The sequence below is a fragment of the Methanofollis tationis genome (assembly GCF_013377755.1).
Classification (GTDB): Archaea; Halobacteriota; Methanomicrobia; order Methanomicrobiales; family Methanofollaceae; genus Methanofollis; species Methanofollis tationis.
The window spans coordinates 1,260,397-1,275,219 of record NZ_JABXWR010000001.1; the positions used below are offsets into that span (position 1 = coordinate 1,260,397).

General features: G+C 64.1%; 16 protein-coding genes. 7 read left to right on the forward strand and 9 right to left on the reverse strand.

The genetic code is table 11. The annotated features are described in order from the left end of the window. Window positions 1–24: 24 nt before the first annotated feature. Window positions 25–1,437, reverse strand: a complete 1,413-nt coding sequence (locus tag HWN36_RS06560; protein ID WP_176788618.1) for a DNA-directed DNA polymerase II small subunit — start codon at window positions 1,435–1,437, stop codon at window positions 25–27. 100 nt (window positions 1,438–1,537) lie between these two features. On the opposite strand from HWN36_RS06560, the gene HWN36_RS06565 reads away from it, so the two are divergent. From HWN36_RS06565 to HWN36_RS06580, 4 genes are all read left to right on the forward strand, one after another. Continuing rightward, a complete protein-coding gene (locus HWN36_RS06565; protein ID WP_176788619.1) occupies window positions 1,538–1,969 on the forward strand; it encodes a metal-dependent transcriptional regulator in 432 nt (143 codons plus the stop codon). A gap of 73 nt (window positions 1,970–2,042) precedes the next feature. Next, window positions 2,043–2,915, forward strand: coding sequence for a metal ABC transporter solute-binding protein, Zn/Mn family (locus HWN36_RS06570; protein WP_176789592.1), 873 nt, complete (start codon window positions 2,043–2,045; stop codon window positions 2,913–2,915). Further along, complete coding sequence (locus HWN36_RS06575; RefSeq protein WP_176788620.1) at window positions 2,912–3,688, forward strand: metal ABC transporter ATP-binding protein; 777 nt, start codon at window positions 2,912–2,914, stop codon at window positions 3,686–3,688. The genes HWN36_RS06570 and HWN36_RS06575 overlap by 4 nt, the downstream gene beginning before the upstream one ends. Further along, window positions 3,685–4,494, forward strand: a complete 810-nt coding sequence (locus tag HWN36_RS06580; RefSeq protein ID WP_176788621.1) for an iron chelate uptake ABC transporter family permease subunit — start codon at window positions 3,685–3,687, stop codon at window positions 4,492–4,494. Before HWN36_RS06575 ends, HWN36_RS06580 begins: the two co-directional genes overlap by 4 nt. 97 nt (window positions 4,495–4,591) lie before the next feature. Here HWN36_RS06580 and HWN36_RS12320 read toward each other — a convergent pair whose 3' ends face one another. The 3 genes from HWN36_RS12320 to HWN36_RS06595 all read right to left on the reverse strand — a co-directional run bounded on the left by HWN36_RS12320 (window position 4,592) and on the right by HWN36_RS06595 (window position 6,337). After that, complete coding sequence (locus tag HWN36_RS12320) at window positions 4,592–5,038, reverse strand: DUF3267 domain-containing protein (protein WP_176789593.1); 447 nt, start codon at window positions 5,036–5,038, stop codon at window positions 4,592–4,594. Window positions 5,039–5,176: 138 nt separating this feature from the next. Continuing rightward, window positions 5,177–6,127 (reverse strand): IS5 family transposase, encoded by a 951-nt coding sequence (locus HWN36_RS06590; protein ID WP_176787388.1) that lies wholly within the window; start codon window positions 6,125–6,127, stop codon window positions 5,177–5,179. Window positions 6,128–6,148: 21 nt separating this feature from the next. Continuing rightward, window positions 6,149–6,337, reverse strand: coding sequence for a hypothetical protein (locus HWN36_RS06595; RefSeq protein WP_176788622.1), 189 nt, complete (start codon window positions 6,335–6,337; stop codon window positions 6,149–6,151). Between the two features lie 106 nt (window positions 6,338–6,443). Here HWN36_RS06595 and HWN36_RS06600 point away from each other — a divergent pair, with 106 nt between their 5' ends. From HWN36_RS06600 to cofH (HWN36_RS06610), 3 genes are read left to right on the forward strand one after another with little or no spacing between them, the layout of a single operon-like run. Then, on the forward strand, window positions 6,444–7,139 hold the full coding sequence (locus tag HWN36_RS06600) for a signal peptidase I (RefSeq protein WP_176788623.1): 696 nt from the start codon (window positions 6,444–6,446) through the stop codon (window positions 7,137–7,139). After that, complete coding sequence (gene cofH / locus HWN36_RS06605) at window positions 7,136–8,224, forward strand: 5-amino-6-(D-ribitylamino)uracil--L-tyrosine 4-hydroxyphenyl transferase CofH (protein ID WP_176788624.1); 1,089 nt, start codon at window positions 7,136–7,138, stop codon at window positions 8,222–8,224. The genes HWN36_RS06600 and cofH (HWN36_RS06605) overlap by 4 nt, the downstream gene beginning before the upstream one ends. A 47-nt stretch (window positions 8,225–8,271) precedes the next feature. After that, window positions 8,272–9,354: a 5-amino-6-(D-ribitylamino)uracil--L-tyrosine 4-hydroxyphenyl transferase CofH gene (gene cofH / locus HWN36_RS06610; protein WP_176788625.1), complete on the forward strand. Its 1,083-nt coding sequence runs from the start codon at window positions 8,272–8,274 to the stop codon at window positions 9,352–9,354. A gap of 4 nt (window positions 9,355–9,358) precedes the next feature. Here cofH (HWN36_RS06610) and HWN36_RS06615 read toward each other — a convergent pair whose 3' ends face one another. The 5 genes from HWN36_RS06615 to HWN36_RS06635 form a co-directional block, all read right to left on the reverse strand. After that, window positions 9,359–12,445, reverse strand: a complete 3,087-nt coding sequence (locus tag HWN36_RS06615; protein WP_176788626.1) for an ABC transporter substrate binding protein — start codon at window positions 12,443–12,445, stop codon at window positions 9,359–9,361. A 182-nt stretch (window positions 12,446–12,627) separates the two neighbouring features. Beyond that, window positions 12,628–12,927, reverse strand: coding sequence for a YunC family protein (locus HWN36_RS06620; RefSeq protein ID WP_176788627.1), 300 nt, complete (start codon window positions 12,925–12,927; stop codon window positions 12,628–12,630). A gap of 285 nt (window positions 12,928–13,212) precedes the next feature. Beyond that, entirely contained in the window at window positions 13,213–13,737 is a 525-nt protein-coding gene (locus HWN36_RS06625) for a flavodoxin family protein (protein ID WP_343044943.1), read from the reverse strand. A gap of 23 nt (window positions 13,738–13,760) precedes the next feature. Next, window positions 13,761–14,216, reverse strand: coding sequence for a DUF123 domain-containing protein (locus HWN36_RS06630; RefSeq protein ID WP_176788629.1), 456 nt, complete (start codon window positions 14,214–14,216; stop codon window positions 13,761–13,763). Further along, entirely contained in the window at window positions 14,213–14,812 is a 600-nt protein-coding gene (locus HWN36_RS06635) for an MBL fold metallo-hydrolase (protein WP_176788630.1), read from the reverse strand. The genes HWN36_RS06630 and HWN36_RS06635 overlap by 4 nt, the downstream gene beginning before the upstream one ends. Window positions 14,813–14,823: the final 11 nt, after the last annotated feature.

Genomic DNA, 14,823 nt, shown 5'->3' on the forward strand with positions numbered 1-14,823 from the left:
TTGCCAGGAGGAGCGCCCGCACGATCAGGATCCGGGAGTCAGAAAATCGACGATCTCGGTCTCAAGGCTCTGAAGGTCAAGGACGACCGCCTGCGCGGGTGTCGGCACGGTGTTCATCTGTTTCTGGAATGCGGTCTGAGACTGCCAGGTCCCGGCATTGATCATCAGCACGCCCCGGTAGCGTTTGATCCCGCTGATATGGACGTGGCCGGTGAAGAGCACCTCCGGGACCGGGTCGATGATGAGCGGGTCCTTTTTTCCCGGTGCGATCGGGGTGCGCATCCCGAATATCGGGGCGAGGTGCCGGCGTTTCAGCATCTCCTCCATGATCTCCGCGGGGCGGTTGTATGAGGCGCCCGGGATCGTCCCGATCATGTCGTCGAACGAACGCCCGTGGTAGATGAGCACCCGCACGCCCTGCAGGGAGACGAGCGCCGGGTTCTCGACCCACACACAGTTTGCCGGGTAGCCCGTCCTGAACGCCGGCGGGATCGCAGGCTGCGGTTCGGCGCCCCTGACCACGTCGTGGTTGCCCGGCGAGATGACGATCGTCAGCCGCTCCGGGAGGGCCGCGAGCATCTCCCCGAGCGCCTGGTACTGCTGGTAAATATTCTTGATCACGAGCTCTTTTTCCTGGCCCGGGTAGATCCCGATCCCGTCCACGAGGTCGCCGGCGATGACCAGGTAGCCGATATCCTCCCGGCCTGAGATCCAGTCGGCGAAGCGGTGCCATTCGTCCTCGAGGAAGGTGTCTGAGCCGACGTGGATATCCGAGATCAGCACCGCCCGGCCCGGACGCTCTGAGCGGTACGGAGCGTTCGAGAGCGGGATGTCGGGGCGGACCAGCGTGTTGGCGAAAAAGATGTTGCCGTCCTGCGAGAGTTTGCCCCGCACGCCGATCACCTCGTCGGGCAGGATCTTCTCGGCCTCGGCAAAACCGTCCCTGGACTTGTTGAAGAGCACCCGCATCGTGCCCGTGGGGTCCTCCACCTCGACCATCTTATTGCCGTTGGCCGTACTCCGCACGTTCGAGACCATGCCGATGAACGAGACCTCCTCCTCCTGGTAGCGTCCGGTCCGGGCCAGCGCCTCGATCGGGACCGGCTGGATCCGCCCCCGCATGAAGGTGGAGAGGCGGGTGAAACGGTTGCGGAAATAGGTGATGTACTCCTCGAAGTCCCTGATGCTCTCGGCCGAGTTCTCCATGCCGGCGAGGACCTCGCAGACCGGGTCTGCGAGAAAACGGGTGCCGTCCCTCACCTTCTTGAGGGCGGGAATGCACTCGGGCGAGACGACGACGGTGCCCTCGGGCGTCCCGGCGATGATCCGGTCGATGAGGCCGGGGTCGTCCTGCTCCTGTATGTAGGCCACCACCTCGGGCGAGACGAACAGGCTGGTGGCAAGGAACCGTGAGACGATCTCATCCTCGCAGAGCATTGTGATCAGGTTGGCGGTCGAGCCTCATGATCCTTGCGGATGGGGCCGCGAGGTTTGGGGTGGGGGAAAATTTAACTCTCTGGCCGGCGCACTACGGCGCATGGAGGAGATCAGCGGTTTCGAACTCCCTGGCCGGAAGGCCGAATACCTGAAGATCATCGGCATCATGGGTGGGTGCGCCCGGACAAACGAGATCGCGCGGAGGGTCGGCGTCGCCCCCTCGACGGCCACGAAGATGCTTCTCGCCCTTGCAGATGAAGGGTATCTGGAGCATACGCCCTATCACGGCGTCTCCCTCACCGCGCAGGGGGAGCGATACGCCCGTTTCCTGGTCCGCCGCCACCGTCTGCTCTCTCTCGCCCTGAGCCAGTTCGGGCTGACGCCCGCGGAGGCGTGCAGGGAGGCGAACATGCTGGAAGGGCGGGTCTCAAAGGACCTCGTCGACCGGATCTGCGCATCCCTCGGGCACCCGGTCCAGAGCGTCTGCGGCCCGATCGAGCACGATCTCGCCTGTTGCCCCGATGCCGGTTGATTATGGGCTCAAAAACCTATTTACGGGTTGCAGGGATAATTTAGATACGTACCAAATTATGGGTGTGGAGAAGATGGAAACGGCGCAATGGCTGTTGTCTGCGATCGGTGTGCTTTTTCTTCTGGTGACGGCGGGCTGCCTCGGTGACGGCGCGGCCCCGGCCGAAGACGGTCCGATCCCGGTCGCCGTGACGATCCCCCCCCAGGCCGAATTTGTCAGGGCAATCGGGGGGGAGCGGGTGGACGTGATGGTCCTCGTCCCGCCCGGCGCAAACCCGCATACCTACGAGCTGACGCCCGGGCAGATGGCGGCCCTCGGAGAGGTGCGGATGTATGCCGCCGTCGGTTCCGGCATCGAGTTCGAGCGCGCCTGGATGGCGAAGATCGCCGGGGTAAACCCGGGGATGCATGTCGTCAACTGCTCGGAGGGCCTGACCTTCCTCTCCGGCGACGAGGAGGAGGGCGGCACAGACCCGCACGTATGGCTCTCGGTGCGAAACGCCGCGGTGATGGTCGAGAATATCTGCGCCGGTCTGGTGGCGATCGATCCGGCCGACGCCGCCTATTTCGAGGCGAACCGCGATGGATACCTCGACGAACTGCGGGCCCTCGACACCGGGATCGCCGCCTCTCTCGCGGGCCGCGAGGGCGAGGCGATCATGGTCTACCACCCGTCCTGGGCATATTTCGCGCGGGACTACGGGCTTGTCCAGATTCCGATCGAGGACGAGGGAAAAGAGCCCGGCCCGCAGGGGATCGAACGGCTGATCGTCCAGGCAACGGCGGAGAATATCACCGTCGTCTTTGCCTCGCCCGAGTACTCCACGAAAAGCGCCCGGGTGATCGCCGATGCGATCGGCGGCCGGGTCGCCCTGGTGAGCCCGCTTGAAGAGAACTATACGGCGAACATGAGGAACGTCGCCGCGGCGTTCGGCGGGGCGGTATGAGCGGGGACCCGGTCATCGACGTCAGGGGCGTCTCGGTGACCCTGGGCGGCCGTCCGGTGCTGGAGGACGTCGATTTCAGGGTCGAAAAAGGCGATTTTTATGCGGTCATCGGCCCGAACGGGGGCGGGAAGAGCACCCTTTTGAAGGTGATCCTGGGGTTGATCCGCCCGTCCGCAGGGACGGTCAGGGTGCTGGGCGGGACGCCCGTCGAGCGGCGCCACCTCCTCGGCTATGTCCCGCAGTACCGCACCTTCGACTTCTCGTACCCGGTCACCGTGGGCGAGATGGTGCTTTCCGGCAGGCTCGGGCACATCAGGAATTTTCCCCGCCGCTACGGGCAGGAAGACCGCGCTGCTGCGGACCGGGCGATGGCCACGATGGGGATCGGCGACCTCGCGGCCCAGGAGATCGGCGCTCTTTCCGGGGGGCAGCAGCAGCGGGCGATCATCGCCCGCGCCCTGGTGGGCGATCCTGAGGTGCTGATCCTGGACGAGCCCACCGTCTATGTCGACGCTCCGACCGGCGAGCACTTCCTGGACCTGCTTGTCGGGCTCAGGGAAGAGATGACCGTCCTGCTGGTCACCCACGACGTCGGCGTCCTCTCCTCGCGCGTGACAAAGATCGCCTGCTTGAACCGGCGGATATTCACCCACGATACGGCCGAAATAACCGGCGACATGCTTAAAGGGGCATACGGCTGCCCGGTGGACCTGATCGCCCACGGTCTTCCCCACCGCGTCGTGGGAGAGCACGAAGGGGAGGAGCGGCCGTGATCTCTGTATTCGCCTATGAGTTTTTCAGAAACGCCCTGATTGCCGGGCTGCTTGCGAGCGTCGCCTGCGGGGTGATCGGCACCTACGTGGTGGTAAGAAAGATGGTCTCCCTCTCGGGCGGGGTTTCGCATGCCGCCTTCGGCGGGATCGGGCTCGGCTATTATCTCGGCCTCGACCCGATCCTCTCGGCGACCGTCTTCACCGTCGCCGTCGCCCTCGGCATGGGCGAACTCTCCCTGCGGCAGCGGCAGAACCTCGACACGATCATCGGGGCGGTCTGGGCCGCGGGGATGGCGCTCGGCATCCTCTTTGTCTACCTCACGCCCGGCTTCGCGCCCGATCTCTTCGGCTATCTCTTCGGGAACATCCTGCTCGTGCCGCGGGAAGACCTCGTCCTGATGGGCGCCCTCGTCGCCGTGATCCTCATCGTGGTCGCCCTCTTCTTCAGGGACCTCTTTGCGGTCACCTTTGACGAGGAGTACGCGCGGGTGATGAACCTCCCGGTGGAGCGGATCTCGCTCCTGCTCCTGGTGCTCGTCGCCCTGACCGTGGTGATGCTCATCCAGGTCGTCGGGATCATCCTGGTGATCGCCCTGCTGACGATCCCGGCGGCGATCGCGCGGGAGTTCTCCTCCCGCCTGGGGCTGATGATGGCCCTCGCGGTCGCCCTCGGGGCGGTCTTCACCGTGAGCGGGATCGTCCTCTCCTACCTCTTCAATGTCCCGTCCGGGGCGACAATCATCCTGGTCGCCGCCGGCGTCTACGGGGCGGTGATGGGGGTGCGGACGCTCTTTCCCCGGGATTGAGGGGCGTCCTTCTTTTTTATGGCCCTTCGCGGCCTCTCGTGTGCGTGGACTGGCACGCCTGAGGCTGACCCCCGGGGATGTGCGAAGGCCCCTCTGTTTATTCCGGCACAAAGAGTGTCATGGCCCCTCCCTCCTCGAGGACCAGGCTTTCGGCCGGGGAGCGGAGAAGCGCCGCGGTCGCATAGAGGTCGGCGGCCGACCCGGCGGCGTTGAGGGGGACCAGGACGAGGGCGGCGATCCCCCATGCCGGGGCGAGGACGATCGCCCCGAGGCCGAGGGCCGTGATCAGGACGAACGGCAGCGTGAGGACGATGACGCTCTCGCCCCGCGTGTACGCCCCGTCGGCCGAGCAGGAGCAGGAGAGGAGCAGAGATTTCCTCCCCCGGCCGAAGACCGGGCGCCGGTGCAGGAGGAGGTAGGCCAGGGCGTGGAGACCTTCGTGGAGGACGCCGACGAGGAGGACCAGGAGGATCAGGGCGAGGATGGGCAGGAGATCTGAGGGGCCGCTCGCCGTGAAGGTGAACGAGTCCGTGCCGGTGACCAGCGTATATACGAGGGAGAATTGCGATTAACTCCTCCCTGCCATCAGATACTCGCTCCCGACTGCCCTCTTCCCCTCGCTGTTCAGCCGTTTCCTTCCTGAACCCCTGCATTTAGAGGGTTTTTTGGATTTTCTCGAGAGCTATCGCTCGGCAGCTTGCGCTTTGAGGGTAAGAAGTTGCCTGAAGTTGAAATTCATGCAGGAGAAGATGTTCTTGACGTGCACTCTGGCAACCGTCGTGACCATGAGGTGGCCTGCATGGAACACCCGCTTGATCACGGCAAACGGTCGTTCCACCAGCGATCGTGTTCTGCTGATGGCCTTGTTCCGCCGGTTCTCCTTGATGGAGAGGGGATGGTTGCGAACGGCCCGGTGCATGGTCTTGTCCATAGATGCCTGCGGTTTCACCCCAAAATAGCCTTTATCGCGATAGACCGTCTCACCTTCCCGGGAGAGATCGATCCTGCTGTCATGGAGTGACGCCGTGGTGGTCTCAATCCGGCGGATCAGCTGACTGTCCTTGTCGAGCAGGATGTGAAGTTTGTACCCGAACTGTGACTTCGAGCCCTTCTTGGCCCAGGTGCCGTCGCGGCTGCGCCGCGTCTCTGCCTGATCTCCCCGGGGCGTGCCGGCAGGAGCATGCCCGGGATCGGCGGTGATGAACGTCGCGTCCTGCATGACACCGCGTTTGATGGCGAGCCCTTGTACTTCGAGTTGCCGCTGGAACTCATCCCAGATCGCGGTATCCTTCCCGGTTTGCGCCAAGCGTTCCCGGAACAGCCAGACCGTCGACCGATCCGGAATGGTTTCCGGATATCCCAGGAAGTGACGGAACGAGATCCGGTCGGTCGCCTGACGCTCCAGTTCGGGGTCAGACAGGCCATACCACTGCTGAAGCACCAGCAGCCGGATCATCAGAACGACGTCATAGTTCGGACGGCCGCCTCGCCCCTCGGCGTTGGTGTAGAGGTCAGCAAGGAGAGGGCGGAAGGCATCCCAGTCGATCAGACCGCTGACCTCACCCAGCCGATCACCCAGAGCTGCAAGGCTGGCATATTCGTGGTGGATCGCGAAATTGGTAAACGTGCTCATGGGAAAAAGGTCGATCCGGGACTATAAAGTACTTTGGGTGAGGTGGGGTTGTTCGAAATTCTCGAGGAGGACGGCGGCTGCAGAGACAAAAAACAGGACGAACGATCCGGCCGTGAGGAGAAGGGACGCCTCTCCGGAAACGTCGATGGTCTTCTCTTTGCGGTAGCCTTTCAGGTCGATAGACCCTTCTTCCCTTGAACTCCCCGGCATATGCAGCATCTCTTCCGGTCAGGTGCGTCTTCCCGACCTATCATGCCGCCGGTCAGGATCGTTCCCATATTTATATCAGATCCAGGTTCCCACCATCACCATACAGATGTCGGATAAACCGTCTCTCCAACCGAAACCCGGCCTGATCGAGCAGTTCAGGGAGAGCCAGCACCCCATCGTCTCCATCGCCCGCGACGTCCTCTGGGCGGTGGCGGTCGTCGGGGTGATCGCACTCGTCCTCTTCCTCGTCTCAGGCATCTGGCCCGCCGTGGTGGCGATCGAGTCCGAGAGCATGGTCCCGAACATGAATGTCGGCGACCTCGTCTTCGTCGTGGCGCCCGACCGTTTCGGGGCTCTCCAGACCTTCGAGGATGGACAGGTCTCCGGGTATATGAAATACAACGAATACGGGGACGTGATCATCTACCGGCCCAACGGGGCCGATTCGGTCCACCCGATCATCCACCGCGCCATGATGCGGGTCGAGGGGGGCGAGACGGTGGACACCCTCAACGGCCTCAACCTCGGTTATACGGCGCCGCACGAGGGGTATATCACCTGGGGCGACAACAACCCGGTCCCCGACCAGGTGGTCGCCTATCCGGGGCTCGGGCAGATCGAACCGGTGAAAGAGGAGTGGATCGTCGGCAAGGCCCTGTTTGCGATCCCGGTGATCGGGTATCTCCCCCTCCACCTGCTCGAGGTGGCGGTCGCCCTGATCGCCCTGATGATCCTCTGGGACTACCTGAGCGAGAGACGGAAAAAAGAGACGGATAACGATAGCAGGAAGAGACGACCATGACAGACAGAATACGCACGCTGCTCTCTGACACGCTGGCCGGCCACCGGATGACCGAAGGGGAAGCGCTGACGCTTCTCGGCGCGAAGGGCCGGGATATCTGGGCGATCGCCGCCGCCGCCGACGAGGTGCGGGAGCAGAAGGCCGGCGATGCGGTCACCTTCGTTTTGAACCAGAACCTCCATATCACCAACATCTGCAAGAACCTCTGCGGCTTCTGCGGTTTCGGCCGCAAAGCGACCGATCCCGACGCATACATGCTGGGCAAAGAGCAGGTGCAGGCGCAGGCCCGCAATGCGGGGGCGCGCGGGGTCACCGAGGTCTGTTTCCTCTCCGGCGTCCACCCGGCCTTCACCATGGAGTCCTACGAGGAGATGATCGGCTGGGTCAGGGAGGTCCTCCCCGATGTGGACATCCACGCCTGCAGCCCTGAAGAGGTCTTCTTTGCCGCGGAACGGAGCGGCATCCCGACGGTCGAGGCGCTGGAGCGCCTGAGGGCCGCCGGGCTCGGGACCCTCCAGGGGACGGCGGCGGAGATCCTGGTGGACGAGGTGCGCGACGTGATCTGCCCGAAAAAGGTGCGGACGGCCGACTGGGTCAGGATCATCAGGGAGGCGCACCTGATGGGGATCAGGTCGTCAGGGACGATCATGTACGGCTCGTACGAGTCGGACGCCGACCGCGCCCGCCACCTCGGGATCCTCAGGGAGATCCAGGACGAGACCGGCGGGTTCACCGAGCTGGTCACCCTCCCGTACATCCACCAGCACACCCCCCTCTACCAGGCCGGGATCGCCCGTCCGGGCTCGACCGGGCGGGAGGACATCCTGCTCATTGCCGTATCGCGCCTCTTCCTGGACAACTTCCAGAACGTCCAGGTCTCCTGGGGCAAGGTCGGGACGAAGATGGCGCAGGTCTGTCTGCTCGCCGGTGCGAACGACCTCGGCGGGACGATGTTTGCCGACGCGGTGACGGTCTCTGCCGGCGCCGACGAGGCCGACTACCTGGACCCGGCGGCGATGCGGCGGATCGCAGAGGACCTCGGCCGTCCGCTCGTGCAGCGGACGACCACCTACGGACGGGCCTGAGCCCCTCCCTCTCTCTTTTATAGGGTGAGTGCAGAAGCACCTGGTACATGATACGGGCGCTGCTCGACGAGATCCTCGCCGGTCGCCGGATGACCGAAGCCGAAGCGCTGACCCTTCTCTCCGCCAGGGGCCGGGAGGTGTGGGCGATCGCCGCCGCCGCCGATGAGGTGCGGAAGAAACGGGCCGGCGAGGCGGTCACCTATGTGCGCAACCAGAACCTGAACCTGACGAACATCTGCATAAACTCCTGCGGTTTCTGCGGGTTCTGCCGGAAGATCGGGGATCCCGACGCATATTTCCACGGGCCCGACGAGGTGCTCTCCCGCCTGCGGGCCGCGCGGGATCGCAGTGTCACCGAGATCTGCACGGTGAGCGGCCTCCACCCCGACTTCACGGCCGACGATTATATCGACCTTTTCCGGCGGATCAGGGAGGAGGCGCCGGCGGCGCATATCCACGCCTCAAACCCGCAGGAGGTCGCCTATGCCGCCAGGCAGAGCGGGCTTTCGACCCGGGAGGTCCTGGGCCTGATGAAGGAAGCCGGGCTCGGGTCGCTCTGCGGCACCGCCGCCGAGATCCTGGTGGACGGGGTGCGCAAAGAGATCTGTCCGGGTAAGATCGGGACTGCAGAATGGGTCAGGATCGTCAGGGAGGCGCACCTGATGGGCATCCCCTCGACGGCGACGATCATGTACGGCCATATCGACACTGCCGCCGACCGCGCCCGCCACCTTGCGATCCTGAGGGAGATCCAGGACGAGACCGGGGGGTTCACCGAGTTCGTCCCGCTCTCGTTCATCCCGTGGACCACCCCCATCTACACCTCGGGGCGGGCGCGGGCCGGTGCGACCGGGCGGGAGGACCTCCTGATGTATGCGGTCTCCCGCCTCTTCCTGGACAACATCGTCCATATCCAGGCGTCGTGGGTGAAGATCGGGACAAAAATGGCGCAGATCGCTCTCATAGCCGGCGCCGACGATCTCGGCGGGACGATGTTTGAAGAGAGCATATCGAAAGGGGCAGGGGCGACCGGGACCGATTACCTGGACCCCGCGGAGATGCGGCGGATCGCAGAAGATCTCGGCCGCCCCCTCAGGGAGCGCACGACCCTGTACGGGGCCGTGCGGTGATCTCTCACCGCCCCTTCCTGCAGATCTCGTTGAGGGCGTCGACGAGGTCCTGGATCCGGTAGGGTTTCGGGAGCGCCGCTGCAAACCCGTAGTCGGCATAGGAGGCCATCACCGGGTCCTGCGAGTAGCCGCTCGAAACGATCGCTCGCACCGCCGGATCGATCTCCTTGAGCCGCTCCATCGTCTCCTTCCCGCCCATGCCGCCGGGGATGGTCATGTCCAGCACCACGGCGTCATAGGGCTCTCCTCCTTCCATCGCCTTTCTATAGCGTTCGAGGGCGGCGGCCCCGTCCTCCGCGGTGTCCACAGAGAACCCTTTTCTGGTGAGCATCGCCTTCATCACCGCCCTGATCGCCTCCTCGTCGTCCATGATCAGGACGCGGCCGGGGCACGGCGTCTCTTCGGATTCTGCCTCTCCATGCTCCTCGGGGGCGGGTTTTTCCTCGGCCGCCGGGAGGTAGACCGAGAAGGTCGTCCCGGCACCCACCCCGGAGCGCACATCGATCCAGCCGTCGTGCTTTTTGATGATGGAGAAGCAGCTGGGAAGGCCGAGCCCGCGCCCGCCGGCTTTTGTGGTGAAATACGGGTCGAAGATCTTCGGGAGAACCTCGGGCGGGATGCCGGTCCCGGTGTCGGCAACCTCGACCCTGACATATTTCCCGGGCTTGAGCACGGGCGTCTCCTCGCCGAGATCGACGTTTCTCGCAGAGATGGTGACGATGCCGCCTCCCTCCATCGCCTGTGCGGCGTTCAGGACGAGGTTTCCGATCACCTGCGCGATCTGGCTGAGGTCCACGTTCACCGGCAGGAGGTCCTCGGGGATATCGAAGGACGGTCTCGACCGTGACCCTCGCAGGGTGAAGGTGGCCGTCTCCCTGATCATCTCCCCGAGGTGGCGGGCGCGCCTGACCGGCGCTCCGCCCCGTGCGAAGGTGAGGAGCTGCGCCGTCAGGTCCCGTGCCCTGAAGAGTGCCGCCTCTGCGTCTTTGAGATACTTCAGCCTGATATCGCCCTCCTCCATCCCCTCGGCGGCGAACTGGATGTTGCCCAGGATCCCCATCAGGAAGTTGTTGAAGTCGTGGGCGATCCCGCCTGCAAGAAGGCCGAGGGACTCGAGTTTCTGTGCCTGGATCTGCTCCTCCTCCGCCTTTCTGGCTGCGGTCACGTCCCTGAACACGATGACGACGCCGGTGATCCGGCTCTCTGCATCACGGATCGGGGCGGCCGAGTCGGCGACGACCCGCTCGGCCCCGTCCTTCATGACGAGGACGGTCTCCCGCGGGAGCTCGATGATGGCGTTCTCCCTCATCACCTGCGCCACCAGGTCGTCACGGGGCTGCCGGCTGAGTTCGTCGACGATCCTGAGGACCGAGGCGAGGTGTTTTCCCCGCGCCTCCTCGATCGCCCACCCGGTGATCTCCTCTGCGGCCCGGTTCATCATCTCGATCCGCCCGTCTGTGCCGGTGACGATCACGCCGTCCCCGATCGATCGCAGGGTCACTGCAAGCCGCTCTTTCCCGTCTGCAAGCCTGGACTCGGCGGCCTTCCGGTCCCTGACCTCGTCGCTGAGGCTTTTCACCGCCCGGTCGAGTTCGGCGGTGCGTTTTGCGACCTGCTCTTCGAGGGTTTTGCGGGAGACCTCCCGCTCGATCTCCACCCGTTTGCGCCCGGTGAAGTCCACATGGGTGCCGACCATCCTGAGAGGGGTGTCGCCCTCCCACGCCGCGACCCGTCCCCGGCCCAGGATCCACTTCCATTTGCCTTCACGGGTGAGCATGCGGAATTCGACCTGAAAATCGGCGTCTTTCCTGGAGACGGCGGCTTTGATCTCGCCCCTGACCCGCTCCCTGTCGTCGGGATGGAGCAGCGCCTCCCATGAGGCATAGGACGCCGGGAATGCGCCGGGCTCGTAGCCGAGCATCCGGTAATACGAGGGGCTGAAATAGGCCCGGTTGTCGGTGAGGTCCCACTCCCACACCCCGTCGTTGGTGGCGGCAAGTGCGGCGGAAAGCCGCTCTTCGCTGGTCTTCAGCTTCGTTTGTACACCCTTGAGCCGCCTGTTCATCAGGACGAGGCCGGCGAGAAGGGCGGTGAGCAGGGTTGCAGCGACGACCGAGAGGTACACCGTCTGGATCGGGACCTCGATGCTCGTTTCCGGCCTGTTTATCACGACGCTCCCCTCGGGCAGGGCCGAGATGGGGATGCCGTGCTCTTCGAGCTGACGGTAATCGAAGATCGCCGCCTGCGGCCGCGCCACCACGGGGGCGATCGCCGCCGTCGGGGTGCCGTTGAGGATCTCGGCTGCAATCTCGCCGGCCGCCGCGCCCTGCTCGAACCCCCGCGTCATGTAGCCGCCGACGATCCCTTTGCCGAGATAAAAGTCCCAGATGCCGTAGACCGGGGCGTCGGTCATGCGGGTGATCTGCTCCACCATCTCGTCGTAGGTGAAGATCCGCCCTTCGGCGTCCTGGTTGTAGGTGAGGAGCAGGACGACGCTTCTGGTGGGGAGGCGCTCCAGGGCGAGGTAGAGGTCTTCGGCGGCGAGGCCGCTGAGGGTGATCACCTCGAGGCGCTGGCGTTCCCGGTATGCGGGCAGGACCGTCTGGAGTATGAGGTCGTTTTCCTTTCCGGCAGTCGAGATGTTGTCGTTGATGACGACGAGGTGCCCGGTCTCGGGGTGGAGGGCGAGGGCGAGATCGATCGTCCGCGCTATCTCGTAGTCCTCCATCACCCCGGTGGCGTCGGGAAGTTCAGGGGCCTGCCGGTCCTCCCGCCAGTTCAGGCCGACGACCACGACCGGCGTGTCCGGGAAGAGGTCGTCCCGGTATTTTTTTAAGAAGAGGTAGGCGTCCTCCTCCTCGGCGATGATCACGTCGGGCGTGTCGGTCCGGTATTTGGTCTGGTAGATCCTGAAGAGGTGCTCGAAGTACTCGTCTCCGCTCGCCCGCTTCGTATCCATGTACTCGATGCGGAGATCGGTGTCGGCGTCCGGCGGGATGACGGAGATGACGCCGTCCACCACGTCGTCGGTCCACGCAAAACCCTGGTTATAGGAGAGAAGGAGCAGGACGGTCCTGGTGTCGTCGGGCACCGCAGCGGAGGCCGAAAGGACAAGAGAGAGCAGCAGGAGGGCGGCAACGAACCCCTTCTTCCCGGAACCTTCGATAGTAACTCCTCCACGCGGCTGGAATGGTCGTGTTCAGGTTTCTCTTTGATCCATGTATCTGTTCTCATTCGATTGGCGCAGGTCTTCCCGTGCGATGGCCTGAACCTTCAGAGGAGTTCGAGGGCCTCTCTCCCGGTCATGCCCGGTGCGATACCCCTCTTTGCCGCCGGTTCGTTTGCCACGGCGATAATGCCGGCGAGGAGGTCGTCGAGGTCGCGGATCGATGACCCCTCTGCCGGTCGCACCCGTGCCGCCGGGTAGCCGAACCGCTCCAGCGCCGCCACATCGAAGGCGCCGCAGCCGACGAGCCCGCGATCGGTCTTTGCAAATACGAGGTTTGCCGGGCCGAGGGGGACGACAAAGCCTTCAGCCTCTTTCTCTGTGAGGGGGATCCTGATGCCTTCCATACCTTCGGGTGAGTCTCCGGCATATATCAATGGATTTGTCCTTGCGTCATTCACAGGGGGTGCTGCAGTAAAAATACCGTCAGGCAGGATGGCAGCGATCAAGAGAGCGATAACTACGACGGACAGGGCAATGGCACAGTAATGCATCTCCGGGCGGGCGGTTCGATCCATGCTTTCTTCTCTCCTTCGGGATTTTTCTCTGCTCCACCTATTTTCTGACCTTAAAATAAAAAAGGTGCTTTTTTTGGGTTAGGTCAGCATTTTGATGTAGATTGGGGTGCCTTTTTAGTCGTGAGGCTGGAGGAGGTTGATGATCTTCCGTGCGGCCTCGTCTGACTTTCTGACCGCCCGGGCGTCGGTCATGATCTCGCCGGGGAGATAGGCCTTGCCGCAGACATGCCCGAGATAGGAGAACTGGTGGGTGTTCAGGAAACCTTCGATCGTCTCAAGCGAGCGCTCGCAGCCCCGGTCGGCGCAGACCGTCACGGCGACGGCGTTTCTGCCGGCCAGCTTCCGGTCGTGGTAGAAGGAATACGTCCGGTCGATGAGGTTCTTCATCTGGCCGTTGATGTCGTAGTAGTAGGTCGGCGAACCCAGGACCACCACCTCGGCCTCGAGCATCTTTTCAGCGATGGCGCTCCAGTCGTCTCCCTCGATCACGCACCATTTCGTCTCCTTGCACTTTTCGCAGCCGGTGCACGGTTTTATCTCCCGGTCTGCAAGGGAGACGAACTCGGTCTCGATCCCGGCCGTCTGCACCTTTGCGAGGATATATCTCACGATCTGGGCGGTGTTGCCGTCCTTTCTCATGCTCCCAGAAATGCCGAGCACTTTCATATCAGGAGATCACTCTCCCCCTTATTGGTCTTTCTGGTTACGGCAGAGATGCCAATCGCGGTGAAGGCCCGTGTTATCTCATCAAATGGGTCGTCAGAACGGTAAAAGAGGTGCGAATCGCAGGCGCAGTCGGTGCACCCGAAGCCCGGCACGCCCTCCCGGCCGATCGCACCGGCGAGGCGGCACTCGAGCCTCTCTTCGGTGCCGCCGCAGACCGCCCCTTCGAGGCTGAATGCGGGCGAGAGGAGGAGGCGGTCGATGTGCCAGCGCGGAGCCCGGTCTTTTGCGGCGGCGAGCCTGAAATGTCTGCCGACGCGGGCGGGAAGTCCGCCCGGGCCGAGGGCCGAACCGACGTAGATGTGCCAGCCCTCTCTGAAATGGGCCGGTCCGAGCCTTCCCACCTCAAGGCCGCATGCCCCGTTTCTGAGGACGAGGCAGTAGATCCCTTTCACCGCATCTCCCGCACGGCGATGGCCGCCGCCCTGATGTGGCGGATCCCGCCGGTCCTGACCGGCTCGCCGTGGCCGGGGTAGAGCGCCTCGACGTCCAGGGCGGCGAGACGGTCGATCGAACCGGTGAGCGCATCGAGATCGCCGCCCGGGAAATCGAACCGTCCGAAGGATCCGCCCGGAAAGACGATGTCCCCGCAGAAGAGCGCCCGCTCCTCGGGGCTGTACAGGGAGATGCCGCCCGGCGTGTGGCCGGGGGTGTGGATCACCTCCAGGCCGCCGATCCGCTCCCCGCCTTCGAGGATACGGTCCGGGACGGTCATCGGGGGGCGGGCGCCGAACATCGGGGCGAGGCTGGCCCTTTCCCCGGAGAGCCCGGCGGCGTCGAAGGCGTGGACGCAGACCTCGGCCCCGGTGAGCGCTTTGATCTCCTTGAGGTACGCGATGTGATCGTAGTGCGTATGGGTGAGGACGACGCTCTCGATCCGGTCGGCGTGCCGGGCGAGCGCCAGCGGCGTCACCCCGGCGTCGACGAGCACCCCGCCGAAGATATAACTGTTCGCGAAATATCCTTCTCCAGGCAACCACACGACTGGCATGCAGAATAATA

Bases quoted from the DNA above. Each gene is read 5' to 3' on its own strand.
- HWN36_RS06560 (WP_176788618.1), bottom strand. From the start codon at position 1,437: ATGCTCTGCGAGGATGAGATCGTCTCACGGTTCCTTGCCACCAGCCTG.
- HWN36_RS06565 (WP_176788619.1), top strand. From the start codon at position 1,538: ATGGAGGAGATCAGCGGTTTCGAACTCCCTGGCCGGAAGGCCGAATAC.
- HWN36_RS06570 (WP_176789592.1), top strand. From the start codon at position 2,043: ATGGAAACGGCGCAATGGCTGTTGTCTGCGATCGGTGTGCTTTTTCTT.
- HWN36_RS06575 (WP_176788620.1), top strand. From the start codon at position 2,912: ATGAGCGGGGACCCGGTCATCGACGTCAGGGGCGTCTCGGTGACCCTG.
- HWN36_RS06590 (WP_176787388.1), bottom strand. From the start codon at position 6,127: ATGAGCACGTTTACCAATTTCGCGATCCACCACGAATATGCCAGCCTT.
- HWN36_RS06595 (WP_176788622.1), bottom strand. From the start codon at position 6,337: ATGCCGGGGAGTTCAAGGGAAGAAGGGTCTATCGACCTGAAAGGCTAC.
- HWN36_RS06600 (WP_176788623.1), top strand. From the start codon at position 6,444: ATGTCGGATAAACCGTCTCTCCAACCGAAACCCGGCCTGATCGAGCAG.
- cofH (WP_176788624.1), top strand. From the start codon at position 7,136: ATGACAGACAGAATACGCACGCTGCTCTCTGACACGCTGGCCGGCCAC.
- cofH (WP_176788625.1), top strand. From the start codon at position 8,272: ATGATACGGGCGCTGCTCGACGAGATCCTCGCCGGTCGCCGGATGACC.
- HWN36_RS06620 (WP_176788627.1), bottom strand. From the start codon at position 12,927: ATGGAAGGCATCAGGATCCCCCTCACAGAGAAAGAGGCTGAAGGCTTT.
- HWN36_RS06625 (WP_343044943.1), bottom strand. From the start codon at position 13,737: ATGAGAAAGGACGGCAACACCGCCCAGATCGTGAGATATATCCTCGCA.
- HWN36_RS06635 (WP_176788630.1), bottom strand. From the start codon at position 14,812: ATGCCAGTCGTGTGGTTGCCTGGAGAAGGATATTTCGCGAACAGTTAT.